The following is a 13,564-nucleotide window of genomic DNA, read 5'->3' as shown; positions in this document are numbered from 1 at the left end:
CAGTTTGTGCGGATTATTTGTTTAAACGGTTTTTTCCCAGTCTTTGACTGCTGGTCGTTGATAGAACGAATATGGGTAAAAAAAAATATACATACGTTTGGGTATCCCTGATCGTCTTGATCTTTGGGATTATCGTGATTCCTAGAATCGTTGATAGGGTGAAAGAGGGTTCGGTTGTGCAGAACGATCGTATGAATGTCAGAAACAACGATGATCCCCTGGCCTATGTATTGCAGAACGGAAAAAAGAGAAGGGTACCCCCTTTTGCCTTTCTCAACCAGGATAGCTTGGTAATTTCTGATAAGGACTATCTTGGGAAAGTGTATGTGGTCGAGTTCTTTTTTACCAGTTGTCCTTCCATTTGCCCGATTATGAACAAGAATTTGGTAGAAATTCAGAATGCGTTTTCAGGTAGGGACGACTTCGGCATCGCGTCTTTCTCCATCACTCCTGAATACGACACCCCAAGAGTTCTAAAGGAATATGCCGAGCGTAACGGTATCACCGATTTGGATTGGAATCTAATGACGGGTGATCGAGAAAAGATTTATGAACTGGCGAATGCGGGGTTTTATATCTTCGCGGCGGAAGCCCCTGAAGTCCCCGGTGGATTTGAGCATTCCGGACTGTTTGCGCTTATAGACAAAAAAGGATACATTCGTTCAAGAGTAGATGAATTCGGAAACCCGATCGTGTATTATAGAGGAACGATCACCGAAAGTCAAGGAACTAACGAGGAGGGGGAAACTGAACAGATTTCCATACTAAAGGAAGATATTAAAAAACTATTGGAAGAGTAGATGGACGCCACTGTTGACAAAGAAAAAAAGTTCAATCGGTTGATCACTATAGTATCGATTATTGTACCGGTAGTTGTAGCGATTTTGTTCGGTGTAAAGATTCCAAATGTTGAACGCCTTGGTTTTCTACCTCCTATCTATGCCTCAATCAACGGGCTCACAGCGGTATTATTGATAATAGCTATATGGGCGATTAAAAATGGAAAAAGACAATTACATCAGAATTTGATGACCAGCTGTATCGTGCTATCGGTCCTGTTTTTGCTAATGTATATTGCCTATCATATGACCGCTGAATCAACGGCCTACGGTGGTGAAGGGACGATGCGTTATGTATATTTCTTTATTTTGATATCCCATATTGCGCTTTCTATTGTCATCATTCCGCTGGTGCTAAAGACCTACGCCAGGGCTTACTTAAAAAAGTTTGAGGCCCATAGAAAATTGGCAAGGATAACTTTTCCCATATGGTTATACGTGGCCATTACCGGTGTGGTGGTTTATTTGATGATCTCACCGTATTACGTCAATTGAAAAATAAGACCCAAGGGTGGTCGAGAGGTTTAAGATGCGAAAGAGTATAATTTTCATGGTAGTTTTTATATTGCTGTTCACGCCCGGGTTGGCCGAGGCCCAATGTGCGATGTGCAGGGCGGTGCTGGAAAGTGAGGGAAATGTATCTACGGCGGAAGGAGTTAATAACGGTATCGTCTATTTAATGGCAATACCTTATATTTTAGTGGGCGTGTTGTTCTACTTTGTCTATAGAAAGGTAAAGGCCTAATCCATACGAGGTTTTTAACTTTTTTTTAAGATATCAACTGTAACATTTTGGTTTCCTCAAAGTCTTATGTACGTATGACGTCCCCTGTTGTACGCATCAATCAAAAACCAATCACATGTTCGACATTGAAAGATGGCAAGAAATCTTTGATACCATCCGCAAAAATAAGTTGCGTACCTTCCTTACAGGACTTTCCGTAGCATCCGGTATATTCATTTTAGTGATTTTATTAGGTTTTGGTCAAGGCATGCAAAATGGTATAGCCCAGGAGTTTCAGCGGGATGCAAGCAATATGATCGGGGTGTATACCCAGGTAACTACCAAAGAATATAAAGGCCTGAATCCAGGCCGTGTGATTCAATTACGGGACGAGAACTATGAGTTCGTCGAAAAACTGCACGCGGACAAGCTGGAGTATAAATCCCCCATGTATCGTGTTTTTGATGCCTCGATTACCTATGGAAAGGAATCGGGCGCCTATTCGATTTGGGGAACTTCCCCCCATTTTCAACAACTGGAGAACGCCTTTATGTCGTACGGGCGTTTCTTGAACTACAAAGATTCGCAAGAGAAGGCAAAAGTGGTGGTCATCAGTAATAAAATCCACCGGGAGTTAATGAACGGCATCGAAAATCCCATAGGGGAGCATATTGAAATTTCCGGACTCAGCTTTCAGATTGTCGGGGTGTATGGTGATGTCGGAGGGGAACGGGAAGAGGAGAAAATTTATATGCCGGTTTCCACCGCCCAAGGGGTCTACAACGGGGCCGACCGGCTCAATATGATGTATTTCACCCTAAAACCGGCTGAAACTTTTGAACAATCTTTAGCGGAATCAACACGCTTTACCGAAGAATTGAAGACCTATTTAAAACAAGTACATACGGTGGCACCGGATGATTTAAGCGCAATCAATACCTTTAATACCCTTGAGGAGGTGAAGCGCTTTTATAATCTCACAGGCGGCATTCGTTTCTTTTTCTGGTTTGTTGGTATTTGTACCATCGTAGCCGGTATTGTCGGCGTCAGCAATGTCATGTTGATCATAGTGAAGGAACGCACCAAGGAAATAGGAATCCGAAAGGCGCTGGGGGCCAAACCCATTTCGGTAATCGGATTGATTTTGCACGAGGCGATTTTCGTAACCGCCGTATTCGGTTTCGGGGGCCTCATTTTTAGTATGGGGCTATTGGAAATCTTTGGTCCGATGGTAGAGGTTGACTATGTGGTAAACCCCTCCATTGATTTTCGAGTGGCGTTGATTACGGTATTTCTACTGATTTTGGCAGGCGCCTTGGCAGGTTTTTTTCCTGCTTACCGAGCAGCAAAAATTAAACCGATTATTGCCCTGCGCGATGAATAGTGATTAATGTACCAAGTGGACTAAAAAAGCAATAAAATCTACCATATGTTCAATAGAGACCGTTGGAGCGAAATTCTACAGGTACTGACCACCAACTGGTTCAGGACGGTACTAACCGCCTTCGGGGTTTTCTGGGGAATCTTCATCCTCATCATTTTATTGGCCGCAGGAAAAGGATTGGAAAATGGCATACGGGCCGATTTTGGTGATATCGCTACCAATACCATGTTTATGTGGACGCAAAGTGTTACCAAAGCGTACAAAGGCCTCCCGAAGGAACGGACTTTCAACTTCAAAGTAGACGATGTCGATGCCATCTGGAGGAATATTCCCGATCTGCGATTTGTTTCCCCAAGAAATCAATCTGGCGGTTTCAGGGGCGCCAGTAATGTCGTCCGGGGGCTCAAAACAGGTGCTTTCAGTATTTACGGTGATTACCCTGAAATCATCAAGCAGCAACCTATGGATATTACTTCGGGGCGGTTCATAAATCACGCCGATATCCAGCAAAAAAGGAAAGTAGCGGTCATCGGTACCGATGTTCGAAAAAGCCTCTATGAAAATGACGAGGAGGTACTGGGTAGTTATATCAAGATCAATGGGGTGAATTTTATGATTATCGGTACCTACCATAAGGGTAATGCCGACGGCGACAGCAATGCACAAAAGGAAATATATACCCCATTCACCACCTTTTCGCAGGTTTTCAATCGGGCCGACAATGTGGGTTGGATGGCCATTACCGCCGTTGACGGGACACCGATTACCCAAATAAAGGAACGGATATTCAGCCTTTTAAAAGAAAGGCATACCATACATCCCGAAGACCTGCGTGCCATCGGTCACTTTGATCTCTTTGAACAGTTCAGTAGGGTCGTACGTCTTTTCGGGGCCTTGGAATTCATTGCCTATTTTGTCGGGGTTTTGGTATTATTGTCGGGTATTATCGGGGTGAGTAACATTATGCTCATCGTGGTCAAGGAGCGGACCAAGGAGATAGGCATACGCCGTGCTTTGGGGGAGGGGCCTTGGTCGATAAAAAAACAGGTCTTGATGGAATCGATATTTTTGACCATTATTTCCGGCATGGCGGGTATTGTGCTGGGCGCATTGTCTATCTATGGTATTAACTATATCTTGGAGATGAACGGCCCGGTAGATATGTTCGTTAATCCGAATGTTAATTTGGGGGTAGTGGTGGTGGCCCTCATCATTCTAATTATTTCGGGGCTTTTGGCTGGTTTTATCCCCGCTAATAGTGCCATTCGTGTAAGACCTATCGAAGCGTTGCGTGCGGAGTAAGGTTCCGATGTAGCTAAAAAATAGAGTACATAACAAGTAAATAGTATCCATCAAATCAAACTAAATACAAAATGAAAAAAACGATCACTATTATTATATTACTCACGATTGTCGTGGCCTTCGGCGGATCGATGTACTATTTATACCAAAAAAATGCGGAGGATCCGGTGGTCTATGAAACCGAGAAACCTTCCAAACAGAACATTGTCAAAAAAACTGTGGCTACCGGAAGTATTCTTCCCTTGGAAGAAGTATTGATAAAACCCAATATCTCCGGGGTCATCGAAGAAATATTTGTCGAGGGCGGCGACTATGTGAAATCGGGCGATTTGATATGTCGTATAAAAGTGGTTCCCAACCTGAACGCCTTGAACGATGCCCGCAATGCCATTGACGAGGCCAAAATCGCGTTAGACGATCAAAAGCGAAATCTGGACCGACAAAAAAGCCTATTCGATAAGGGCGTGATTTCGAAAGTTGACCTGGAAAGGGCCGAGGTGAGCTTTGATCAAGCGAAACAGGCATTCGGTGCCGCCAATAAGCGCTATGATATCGTAAAAACGGGAACGGCAAAAGGCTACGGAAATGCGGCAAACACCCAGATACGTGCTACTGTTAGTGGTATGGTGTTGGAAGTGCCCGTAGAGGTGGGCAATCAGGTCATCGAAAGTAACAATTTTAACGAAGGCACCACCATTGCGGCCATCGCGGATGTGGAGAAGATGATTTTTGAGGGAAAGGTCGATGAATCCGAAGTAGGCAAGATTAAGGAAAACCTACCTTTAGAGATTACCGTAGGGGCCATTGAAGATCAAAAGTTTGATGCAGTTCTGGATTATATCGCTCCTAAGGGAAATGAAGAGAACGGAGCTATTCAGTTCGAGATAAAGGGAACATTGACAAAGAGCGATACTACCTTTATTCGTGCCGGCCTAAGCGCCAACGCATCGATAATTCTTGCCAAGGCCGATAGTGTTCTTGCCCTGAAAGAGGCACTGGTACAATTCGATTCTACTTCTAAAAAGCCCTTTGTGGAAATTGAGACCGGCGACCAGCAGTTCGAGCGAAAGGACGTGGAGTTGGGAATCAGCGATGGGATTTATGTCGAGATTAAATCGGGTATAGCGGCAGATGATAAGATAAAGGTCTGGAACCAAATAAAGCCAGCGGAATTCGCAGAGAACAATTAACAAAATATTTGGTGCAAGTTTTGTAACAAATTAACATCTTGTGTGTCTTATTGGCAGTGATAGCTAATTAGGTGGCACAAACCACTAATCAAACCAATATGATTGAAATAAAAAACCTTCACAAATCCTATAAAATGGGTAGCAATGCCCTGCACGTTCTCAAAGGCATCGATTTTTCAGTAAAAGAGGGGGAATTAGTAGCAATTATGGGGTCTTCGGGTTCGGGAAAATCTACCCTTTTGAACATCATTGGAATGTTGGACACCCTCGACGAGGGTAGTTATACCTTGGATGGGGTGCCTATTAAAGATTTGAATGAAACCAAGGCGGCCAACTATAGGAATAAGTTTCTAGGCTTTGTTTTTCAATCTTTTAACCTTATCAATTACAAAAATGCCATGGAGAATGTGGCGTTACCGCTCTATTACCAAAAGGTAGGCAGAAAGGAACGCCAGGAGAAAGCCATGAAATATTTGGAACAGGTGGGCTTGAAGGAATGGGCCACCCATTTACCAAGCGAACTTTCGGGAGGGCAAAAACAACGGGTAGCCATTGCAAGGGCCATGGCGGCAGAACCCAAGGTACTGTTGGCCGATGAACCTACCGGAGCCTTGGATAGTACCACATCTTACGAGGTCATGGATTTAATACAGAAAATCAACGATGAAGGAAATACCATCTTGGTAGTAACCCATGAAGAGGATATTGCCCATATGTGCAAACGAATCGTGCATTTAAAGGATGGGGTAATCGTAGAGGATAAAAAAGTAAAACAGGTAAGGGCCAAAAACTATGTTTGATAGGGACATTTGGCAAGAAATTTTTCACAGTATCCGGAACAATAAGTTAAGAACGTTCCTGACAGGCTTTTCCGTGGGCTGGGGAATCTTTATTCTAGTGATGTTATTGGGGTCTGTTAACGGAATGCAGAACGGCTTTACCAAACAGTTCAACGATGACGCGACCAATACAATCTTCATTCGATCCGGAACCACTTCGAAGGCATATGCGGGCTTTGAGAAAGATCGCCGTATTCAATTGCGAAACGACGACGTTCGGTATATCAAAAAAAGTTTTCCAAAAGACCATGAACAGATCAGTGCGCGTATGTTCAGGAATACTTCGGCACGCTATAAAAGTGAAACAGGCACCTATAATGTACAAGCGGTTCATCCCGATTTTCAGGTAATTGAGAAAACCATTGTTACCAATGGTAGATACATCAACGCAAATGATTTAGCATTAGGGGCCAAAGTTGCGGTCATCGGTAGAAAAGTGGCGGAAGATCTTTTTGACGACGAGGACCCCATAGGCAAATTTGTGGAATTTAATAGTCTACCCTTTCGGGTAATTGGTATTTTTATCGATGAAGGCGACGATAACGCCGAGCGAAATATCTATGCCCCCCTAACTACCTATCAGAAAATTTATGGGAATACCGATGAGATCGATCAAATAGCGCTCACGTATAATCCTTCCTACGATTTGCCGAAGGCATTGGAGTTCTCGCGGCGTCTGGAAACTATTCTGAAAAGAAAGCACCAAGTGGCTCCGGAAGATCAATCCGGGATTCGAATTTTCAATTATGCCGAGGCCTTTTCCGACATCAGCACATTTACCGGTGGGTTAAGTTTCATGAGCGTGGTCGTGGGAATTTTAATTTTGATCGCTGGTATCGTCGGAATTGGAAACATCATGGTCTTTATTATCAAGGAGCGAACCAAGGAAATTGGCGTTCGAAAAGCCTTAGGGGCAAAGCCTTCACAAATCATTAAATTGGTTTTGTTGGAATCGGTGTTCATAACGGCTCTTTCCGGATTCATAGGCCTCTTGTTTGCCACCGGCCTCTTGGCACTTGTTGGCCCAAATCTCGACTTTCCGGCATTTTCAAATCCCTCGGTAAGTTTTTCGACGGTAGTCACCGCTACGATTATTTTGGTGGTAGCAGGACTAATAGCCGGCTTTATTCCTGCAATGAAAGCCGCTAGGGTTAAACCAATAGTAGCACTAAGCGATAAGTAATATGTGGATATTCGATAGGGATTTATGGGGAGAAATTTTTAACACCTTGGGCAAGAACATGTTGCGCACCTTTTTGACGATGATAGGGGTTATCCTGGCCATGTTGATTTTGATTCTACTGCTTGGTGGTTCCAACGGATTGAGCAATGGTTTTAATAAAATATTCGAAGGAACGGCGTCTAACAGCCTATTCGTATGGAGCCAAAGAACTTCCGAACCCTACAAAGGATTTGAAAGGGGAAGACGAATTCGCTTTAAAATCGAGGATGCGGAAATCATTAAAAAACAAATTCCTGAAATAGAGGTCCTGGCACCCAGGATTGAGCTGGGCAGCCATCGAGACGTCGTCACGGTTTATCGAAGGGGACGAAAAAGTGGTTCGGCGGTGTATGGAGATTATCCTGAAATCGATAACATCACCAAAAAGAAACTGGTCGAGGGTCGCTTTCTGAACCAGAGCGATATCGACGATTCGAAAAAAGTGTGCGTCATTGGGGAGGAAACCTATAAACTGTTGTTTGACAAGGGAGAAAAGGCGGTCGGGGAAGATATTCGTATAAACGGCGTCTTTTTTAGGATTGTAGGGATTTATAAACCCAATAACAATATTAACATCGATGGCGAGAACGCTGTGTTTATTCCCTTTTCAACCTTTCAAAAGGCCTTTAATTCCGGAGATCGAATGGGTTGGATGGCGATTGCGGTAGATCCCGACACCAAAGTAGCCGTGGTTGAAAGTAAGATTAAAAAGATACTGAAGGCCAAATATGATATTAGTCCCAAAGATGAACGCGCCATAGGAAGTTTCGATATGTCGGAAGTTTTTAACAGTATCTCGGCTTTCACGACCGTCTTGAAGGGATTCTCCTTTTTCGTAGGTATTTTCACGTTGTTGGCAGGAGTTATCGCGATTAGCAATATTTTATTGATAACGGTGAAGGAACGAACCAAGGAAATAGGTGTCAGAAGGGCACTTGGGGCTACTCCCAAGGTGGTGAGAAGGCAAATTGTCTTAGAGGCCATCGTGCTTACAACCTTTGCGGGATTGATCGGTTTTACCATTTCGGTAGGAGCGTTGGCACTGATTGAAATAGCCTTGTCGGGAGGGGATGTGCCTATCGATAACCCGATGATCAATATCCCACAATTTACCGTATCATTTTTGCTAATGGTGGCGTTGAGTACCCTCATCGGGCTCATTCCCGCCAATCGGGCCGTCAAGATCAAACCCATCGACGCGTTGAGGGAAGAATAAAAAGAGATAGCTAACTGAATTCAAATAACAATCAAATCAATTCGAATGAACAAATACGCTAAATACACATTGATCGGTCTTTTGACCATTGGTGTCCTATGGGCGGTTGCTTTCTTCATTAAAAAGAATACGACTCCCACAAAACTATACGAGACCGAGGAACTTGAAAAAAAGGATATCGTGAATCAGGTGATAGTAACAGGCAAGGTGATTCCTGAGGATGAAATCAATATCAAACCACAAATTTCAGGCATTATCAGTAAGATTTACCTGGAAGAGGGGGAGCAAGTAAAGGAGGGAGACCTCATTGCGACCATCAAAGTGGTCCCTAACGAACAGTCGTTGGCCAGTGCTCGTGGTAGGGTACGGAACGCCGAAGTAAGTTTGGCCAATGCCAAATTGGAATTTGACCGAAACAAGGAACTGTTTGATAAAGGGGTCATTGCCAGTCAGGATTTTGCCAACATAAAGTTGACCTATGATCAGGCAAAGCTGGAACTCGAAAATGCCCAAAACGATTATCGTATTATTCGATTGGGTTCGGCAGGGGGCTCTTCGAGCGCGAATACCAATGTACGTTCGACCGTTGCGGGGACCATTTTGGAGATTCCTGTGAAGGAAGGAGATCAGGTGATACAAAGCAACAATTTCAACGATGGCACCACGGTAGCGACCATTGCCGATATGACCAAGATGATTTTTGAGGGAGAGGTCGATGAGGCCGAAGTCGGAAAATTGAAGCTAGGGATGCCTTTGGAGATAAGCTTGGGTGCACTGGAAAAATCCACTTATTCCGCCAAGTTAAAATTTATCGCACCCAAGGGGACCGAGGAGGAAGGCGCCGTTCAATTTAAGATCGAGGGTGACTTGGTAGTGACCGATACTGCTTATGTCCGAGCAGGATATAGTGCAAACGCGGCCATTGTTTTGGAAGAGAAAAAAGACGTATTGGCGATTAAGGAAGCACTGCTGCAGTTCGATAAGGAAACGGAAAAACCTTTTGTCGAGGTCGAGGTCGGGGAGAATGAGTTCGAAAAAAGGGAGTTGGAGCTCGGAGTGAGTGATGGGATCGATGTCGAAGTGGTTTCCGGCTTGGATGAAAATGCCAAAGTCAAGGTCTGGAACGAATTGGAGAAGAAAGACGATAACGAAGACTCCTAAAATCCCATCAGATAACTAATATACCATCAATCAATAATCACGAAAATACCATCACATGAAATTTAAACTAACTGCAGTACTCGTAGTGCTGGCAATAGGCATGCTATCGGCACAACAAAAGAAATGGTCCCTTGAGGAATGTGTGGAATACGCAGTAGAAAACAACCTGAGCATTGCCCAGTTCGAGCTGGATCTTGAAAACGCCAAAATAGATGAATCCGACGCTTTTGGGAATTTGTTACCCGACTTAAATGCAAATGCAAATGCTTCGGAGCGATCTGGTCTGGTGACCAACCCGCAAACAAACATTATTGAACCTGGCCAGATTTTCTCTACTTCGGGAGGGATTTCCTCCAATATGACACTCTTCGATGGTCTGAGAAATATCCATCGGCTGAATAGGGCAAAACTGAACGCATTGGCTAATCAATACCGTTTGGACGATTTAAAGGACGATATACGCCTCAACGTAGCGAACGCCTATTTATCGGTTTTGTCGAACAAGGAGGCCCTCAATGTTGCAAAGGCACAATATGCGGTTACCGAACAGGACTTGAAACGTACCGAGGAATTGGTCGAGTCGGGTGCTCTGCCCAGAGGAGACCTTTTGGAAATTGAGGCAACGGCCGCTAATCAGGAGCAGCAAATCATTAATAACGAGAATTTGGTGTTGATTTCAAGGATCAGTCTGGCACAGCTGCTTCAGATTACCGACTACGAAAACTTCGATATTGTCGACGAAGATTTTGAGGTGCCTCCCTCCGATGTCGTCAATAATTCGGCCAAAACTATCTTTGCCAAGGCCTTGGATTTTCGAAACGATATAAAACTCTCTAAGACCAACATCGAATTGGCGGAGAAGGATTTGGTCATTTCCAAGGGGGCCAGATATCCAACGCTGGGTGCATTCTTTAATTACAATACTTTCTACACCAATCAATTTCAGACATTTGAGAATCCCGCAACGGGAGAAATCGTGTCGTTCAGAAACGATTTTGTCGATCAGCTATGGATCAATGATGGTATTCAATACGGTTTTCAACTGAATGTACCCGTATTCAATGGTTTTAGCGTACGAAATGATATCAAGCGTTCCAAAATCAACGTCGAAAGGGCAAAATTGCAATTGGAACAGGACAAATTAGATTTGGAAACCAATATCAATCAGGCGTACGTTGATGTGGAAAATAGTGCCAAGGCCTATGAGGCGGCACTAAAAACGTATGAAGCAAGAAAACTTGCTTATGACTATTCCAAAGAACGCTTTGACGTAGGTCTAATGGATGCCTTTACTTTTAGTCAAGCGCAAGCAAGGGTCGACAATGCGGCAGCAGAGGTAGTCCGTACAAAGTACGATTATATTTTCAGGATAAAGGTGCTGGAATTCTATTTCGGACTTCCATTGGTGCTAGAGTAAAAATTTAAAAAAATTAAGAGTCCCTGTCGGTTTATAAGCAACTCGGCGGGGCTTTTTGGTTATATTTGCTGCCTGTTATGGCAAACATCCTGAACCTAGAGACTGCGACCACCAACTGCTCGGTAAGTGTGGCGGTTGACGGTAGATTAGTGGCAATAAAGGAACAGAACACGTCCAACTATTCCCATTCCGAAGAGTTACATGTTTTTATAGCCGATGTGCTGGCGGAGGCTTCCTTGGAGGTTTCCGATTTGGATGCGGTTGCGGTGAGCAAGGGGCCAGGGTCCTATACCGGTCTGCGAATCGGTGTGTCGGCGGCCAAAGGCCTGTGTTTTTCCTTGGATATTCCTTTGCTATCGATACCTACTCTTGAAAGTATCGCTTATCAAGTGAATGATGAAACAGTTGATTTTATCATACCGGTATTGGATGCCCGGCGCATGGAGGTGTATTCCGCGGTTTTTGATAAGGAACATCAGTATGTCAGGGAAACAAGGGCCGAAATCATCGATGGGAACTCTTTTAAGGAATATCTGCAAAAAGGAAGGGTACTGCTATTGGGAAGTGGTGCTGAAAAATGTAAAGCAATAATTGACGACAAGCACCTGTCTTATGATTCTTCCATAGTACCTTCGGCACGCGAAATGGCACAACTCTCGTATCGTAAATTTGTTTCCAACGATTTTGAGGATGTCGCCTACTTTGAACCTTACTATTTAAAAGACTTTATAATTCAAGCGAAAAAGGAGTAAGACAAATTAGGGACCCTGGCAAGGGACGATTATTCCACATCCTCTTTGGGAATTTCTTCCGGCAGTTTAATGGAGTCGTAATATGCCAGTGTTTGAACGACCTCTTCTACCGATCGTAGGCGTAACTTGTTTTTGCGGGCGTAGGACCGGAGCTCGGCAAACTTATCCCATAAAACTGCAAAGACCTCTTTTCGGCTCAAATGTGCCAATTTTTTGGCTGGCTTGCCCAATTTCTTGATATAGTAATGAGTGTGGGTCAGAAACTTGGGTCTTTCCCCACGTTCGTACCCGTGTTCAGGTACTATATAATCCTGTATGGTTTTGACCGTTCTCGAAAGGAGTTTCGTTTCTCCATCGCTTATTACCTTGAAATATCCTTTCTTAAACTTTAGATGGTCTTCAAACACGAAATATTGGTAAAGGGTATCTCCCAACCGAACACTGATATAGCGTCTTTTTAAAACATCGTTGTGGTCACCTTGGAGGTCAATTGCTTGGAACGTATCGGAATAGGCATTATAACGAAGGGGAATGGTAAGTTTGGTGTTACGATTGATGACTACCCCATTGATAAAATTTTCGTTTATATAAGGAAGTCCTTCTACGTTATAGTCGATGGCAGTCAGACTGTTGGAACCATGGCGGAACGTATAAGTCTCTGTTGGTTCATTTTGACCCATCAAAGATGACAGGGACCAATAAATCAAAAGAAAAACGAACCATTTTGTACGATTCCCGAAAACGTCAAAGAATATATTTCCAGAAAGCATAGTGCACCTCGATTTACGCTTGTGCGTTTTCGTTGGTCCCCTTCAACTGCTGCATCTTGTTATAGTAAGTAAGCACCTTTACGGCCTCTTCCTCGGTCTTTAACTTAAGTTTTTGTCTTTGTAGAAATTTTTTCAACGATCGTGTGTTGTCATCAAGATGGTAGATGAAGTCTTTTCGATTCAGACGAATTTGTTGCATGTCCTTGCCATCTTCCCATAAATAGTAGGTGGTATTGTCGGAGTATTTGGCTGGGGTCACTTCTTCATAACTGTTCTGCAATTGTTCTGCCTGTCGGAATTGTTTGCCCGGTTTTTTATAAAGGATAATAGGCCCTTCATTAAGGGCAATAAAATAGCCTTCCTTCATTTTTCCCCGATGTTCGTACTCATGCACTTCGTAGATAGTGCCATCCAAATCTACCACAACGTTGGTATTCTTCATTAGTTTTCTTGGTTTCCCGGTAGAATCAAGAAATTCCATTTCATCGGCATAAGCGTTGTACCGCATTAACATGGAGGCTTGCGAAGCACCTGCAATGGTAGCCTTGCCCGTCTTGTACATTTCATCCAAATAGGGCGACCCCTCCACGGGGGCGTCATAAAGGGTTATTTCGAACTGACCGGCATAACGGCCAGAAGTGTTTTCATTGAATTGTGCGTAGGAGAAAAAGCTCCATAGCACGATAGGAATTGTTAGTAAGGTCTTCATGTGCAAATATATTAAGTGAGAAGATACGAAATATTCTGC

The 13,564-nt window shown here is 43.7% G+C and carries 14 protein-coding genes; 12 read left to right on the top strand and 2 right to left on the bottom strand.

Translation table 11 applies throughout. From position 1 onward, the window contains the following. The first annotated feature begins 71 nt into the window (after positions 1 to 71). The 12 genes from FK220_RS03315 to tsaB all read left to right on the top strand — a co-directional run bounded on the left by FK220_RS03315 (position 72) and on the right by tsaB (position 12,046). Positions 72 to 800: an SCO family protein gene (locus tag FK220_RS03315; protein ID WP_152572851.1), complete on the top strand. Its 729-nt coding sequence runs from the start codon at positions 72 to 74 to the stop codon at positions 798 to 800. Then, a complete protein-coding gene (locus FK220_RS03310; RefSeq protein WP_152572850.1) occupies positions 801 to 1,334 on the top strand; it encodes a DUF420 domain-containing protein in 534 nt (177 codons plus the stop codon). It abuts the gene before it with no gap. Positions 1,335 to 1,368: 34 nt separating this feature from the next. Continuing rightward, positions 1,369 to 1,584 (top strand): hypothetical protein, encoded by a 216-nt coding sequence (locus FK220_RS03305; protein WP_152572849.1) that lies wholly within the window; start codon positions 1,369 to 1,371, stop codon positions 1,582 to 1,584. A 115-nt stretch (positions 1,585 to 1,699) separates the two neighbouring features. Further along, positions 1,700 to 2,947 carry an ABC transporter permease gene (locus tag FK220_RS03300; RefSeq protein WP_152572848.1) on the top strand — a complete coding sequence of 416 codons (1,248 nt, stop codon included), beginning with the start codon at positions 1,700 to 1,702 and terminating at the stop codon, positions 2,945 to 2,947. A gap of 45 nt (positions 2,948 to 2,992) precedes the next feature. After that, the gene (locus FK220_RS03295; RefSeq protein WP_152572847.1) at positions 2,993 to 4,249 is read left to right on the top strand and encodes an ABC transporter permease; all 1,257 of its coding nucleotides are present in this window, start codon (positions 2,993 to 2,995) and stop codon (positions 4,247 to 4,249) included. 71 nt (positions 4,250 to 4,320) lie between these two features. After that, a complete protein-coding gene (locus tag FK220_RS03290) occupies positions 4,321 to 5,439 on the top strand; it encodes an efflux RND transporter periplasmic adaptor subunit (RefSeq protein ID WP_152572846.1) in 1,119 nt (372 codons plus the stop codon). Positions 5,440 to 5,537: 98 nt separating this feature from the next. Beyond that, positions 5,538 to 6,239 (top strand): ABC transporter ATP-binding protein, encoded by a 702-nt coding sequence (locus FK220_RS03285; RefSeq protein WP_152572845.1) that lies wholly within the window; start codon positions 5,538 to 5,540, stop codon positions 6,237 to 6,239. After that, positions 6,232 to 7,461: an ABC transporter permease gene (locus FK220_RS03280; protein WP_152572844.1), complete on the top strand. Its 1,230-nt coding sequence runs from the start codon at positions 6,232 to 6,234 to the stop codon at positions 7,459 to 7,461. Before FK220_RS03285 ends, FK220_RS03280 begins: the two co-directional genes overlap by 8 nt. Before the next feature lies 1 nt (position 7,462). Beyond that, complete coding sequence (locus FK220_RS03275; protein ID WP_152572843.1) at positions 7,463 to 8,716, top strand: ABC transporter permease; 1,254 nt, start codon at positions 7,463 to 7,465, stop codon at positions 8,714 to 8,716. 45 nt (positions 8,717 to 8,761) lie between these two features. Then, a complete protein-coding gene (locus FK220_RS03270) occupies positions 8,762 to 9,877 on the top strand; it encodes an efflux RND transporter periplasmic adaptor subunit (protein ID WP_152572842.1) in 1,116 nt (371 codons plus the stop codon). A 55-nt stretch (positions 9,878 to 9,932) separates the two neighbouring features. After that, positions 9,933 to 11,294 carry a TolC family protein gene (locus FK220_RS03265; RefSeq protein ID WP_152572841.1) on the top strand — a complete coding sequence of 454 codons (1,362 nt, stop codon included), beginning with the start codon at positions 9,933 to 9,935 and terminating at the stop codon, positions 11,292 to 11,294. Between the two features lie 77 nt (positions 11,295 to 11,371). Further along, positions 11,372 to 12,046: a tRNA (adenosine(37)-N6)-threonylcarbamoyltransferase complex dimerization subunit type 1 TsaB gene (gene tsaB / locus FK220_RS03260; RefSeq protein ID WP_152572840.1), complete on the top strand. Its 675-nt coding sequence runs from the start codon at positions 11,372 to 11,374 to the stop codon at positions 12,044 to 12,046. Between the two features lie 29 nt (positions 12,047 to 12,075). Here tsaB and FK220_RS03255 read toward each other — a convergent pair whose 3' ends face one another. Then, positions 12,076 to 12,816 carry a hypothetical protein gene (locus FK220_RS03255; RefSeq protein WP_152572839.1) on the bottom strand — a complete coding sequence of 247 codons (741 nt, stop codon included), beginning with the start codon at positions 12,814 to 12,816 and terminating at the stop codon, positions 12,076 to 12,078. Between the two features lie 13 nt (positions 12,817 to 12,829). Next, positions 12,830 to 13,525 (bottom strand): hypothetical protein, encoded by a 696-nt coding sequence (locus tag FK220_RS03250; RefSeq protein WP_152572838.1) that lies wholly within the window; start codon positions 13,523 to 13,525, stop codon positions 12,830 to 12,832. Between the last annotated feature and the right edge of the window lie 39 nt (positions 13,526 to 13,564).

The organism is Pelagihabitans pacificus, from assembly GCF_009371985.2.
In the GTDB taxonomy this organism is placed as follows: domain Bacteria; phylum Bacteroidota; class Bacteroidia; order Flavobacteriales; family Flavobacteriaceae; genus Pelagihabitans; species Pelagihabitans pacificus.
This window is presented reverse-complemented; position numbering and strand designations above follow the sequence as displayed.

Bases quoted from the DNA above. Each gene is read 5' to 3' on its own strand.
- FK220_RS03315 (WP_152572851.1), top strand. From the start codon at position 72: ATGGGTAAAAAAAAATATACATACGTTTGGGTATCCCTGATCGTCTTG.
- FK220_RS03310 (WP_152572850.1), top strand. From the start codon at position 801: ATGGACGCCACTGTTGACAAAGAAAAAAAGTTCAATCGGTTGATCACT.
- FK220_RS03305 (WP_152572849.1), top strand. From the start codon at position 1,369: ATGCGAAAGAGTATAATTTTCATGGTAGTTTTTATATTGCTGTTCACG.
- FK220_RS03300 (WP_152572848.1), top strand. From the start codon at position 1,700: ATGTTCGACATTGAAAGATGGCAAGAAATCTTTGATACCATCCGCAAA.
- FK220_RS03295 (WP_152572847.1), top strand. From the start codon at position 2,993: ATGTTCAATAGAGACCGTTGGAGCGAAATTCTACAGGTACTGACCACC.
- FK220_RS03290 (WP_152572846.1), top strand. From the start codon at position 4,321: ATGAAAAAAACGATCACTATTATTATATTACTCACGATTGTCGTGGCC.
- FK220_RS03285 (WP_152572845.1), top strand. From the start codon at position 5,538: ATGATTGAAATAAAAAACCTTCACAAATCCTATAAAATGGGTAGCAAT.
- FK220_RS03280 (WP_152572844.1), top strand. From the start codon at position 6,232: ATGTTTGATAGGGACATTTGGCAAGAAATTTTTCACAGTATCCGGAAC.
- FK220_RS03275 (WP_152572843.1), top strand. From the start codon at position 7,463: ATGTGGATATTCGATAGGGATTTATGGGGAGAAATTTTTAACACCTTG.
- FK220_RS03270 (WP_152572842.1), top strand. From the start codon at position 8,762: ATGAACAAATACGCTAAATACACATTGATCGGTCTTTTGACCATTGGT.
- FK220_RS03265 (WP_152572841.1), top strand. From the start codon at position 9,933: ATGAAATTTAAACTAACTGCAGTACTCGTAGTGCTGGCAATAGGCATG.
- tsaB (WP_152572840.1), top strand. From the start codon at position 11,372: ATGGCAAACATCCTGAACCTAGAGACTGCGACCACCAACTGCTCGGTA.
- FK220_RS03255 (WP_152572839.1), bottom strand. From the start codon at position 12,816: ATGCTTTCTGGAAATATATTCTTTGACGTTTTCGGGAATCGTACAAAA.
- FK220_RS03250 (WP_152572838.1), bottom strand. From the start codon at position 13,525: ATGAAGACCTTACTAACAATTCCTATCGTGCTATGGAGCTTTTTCTCC.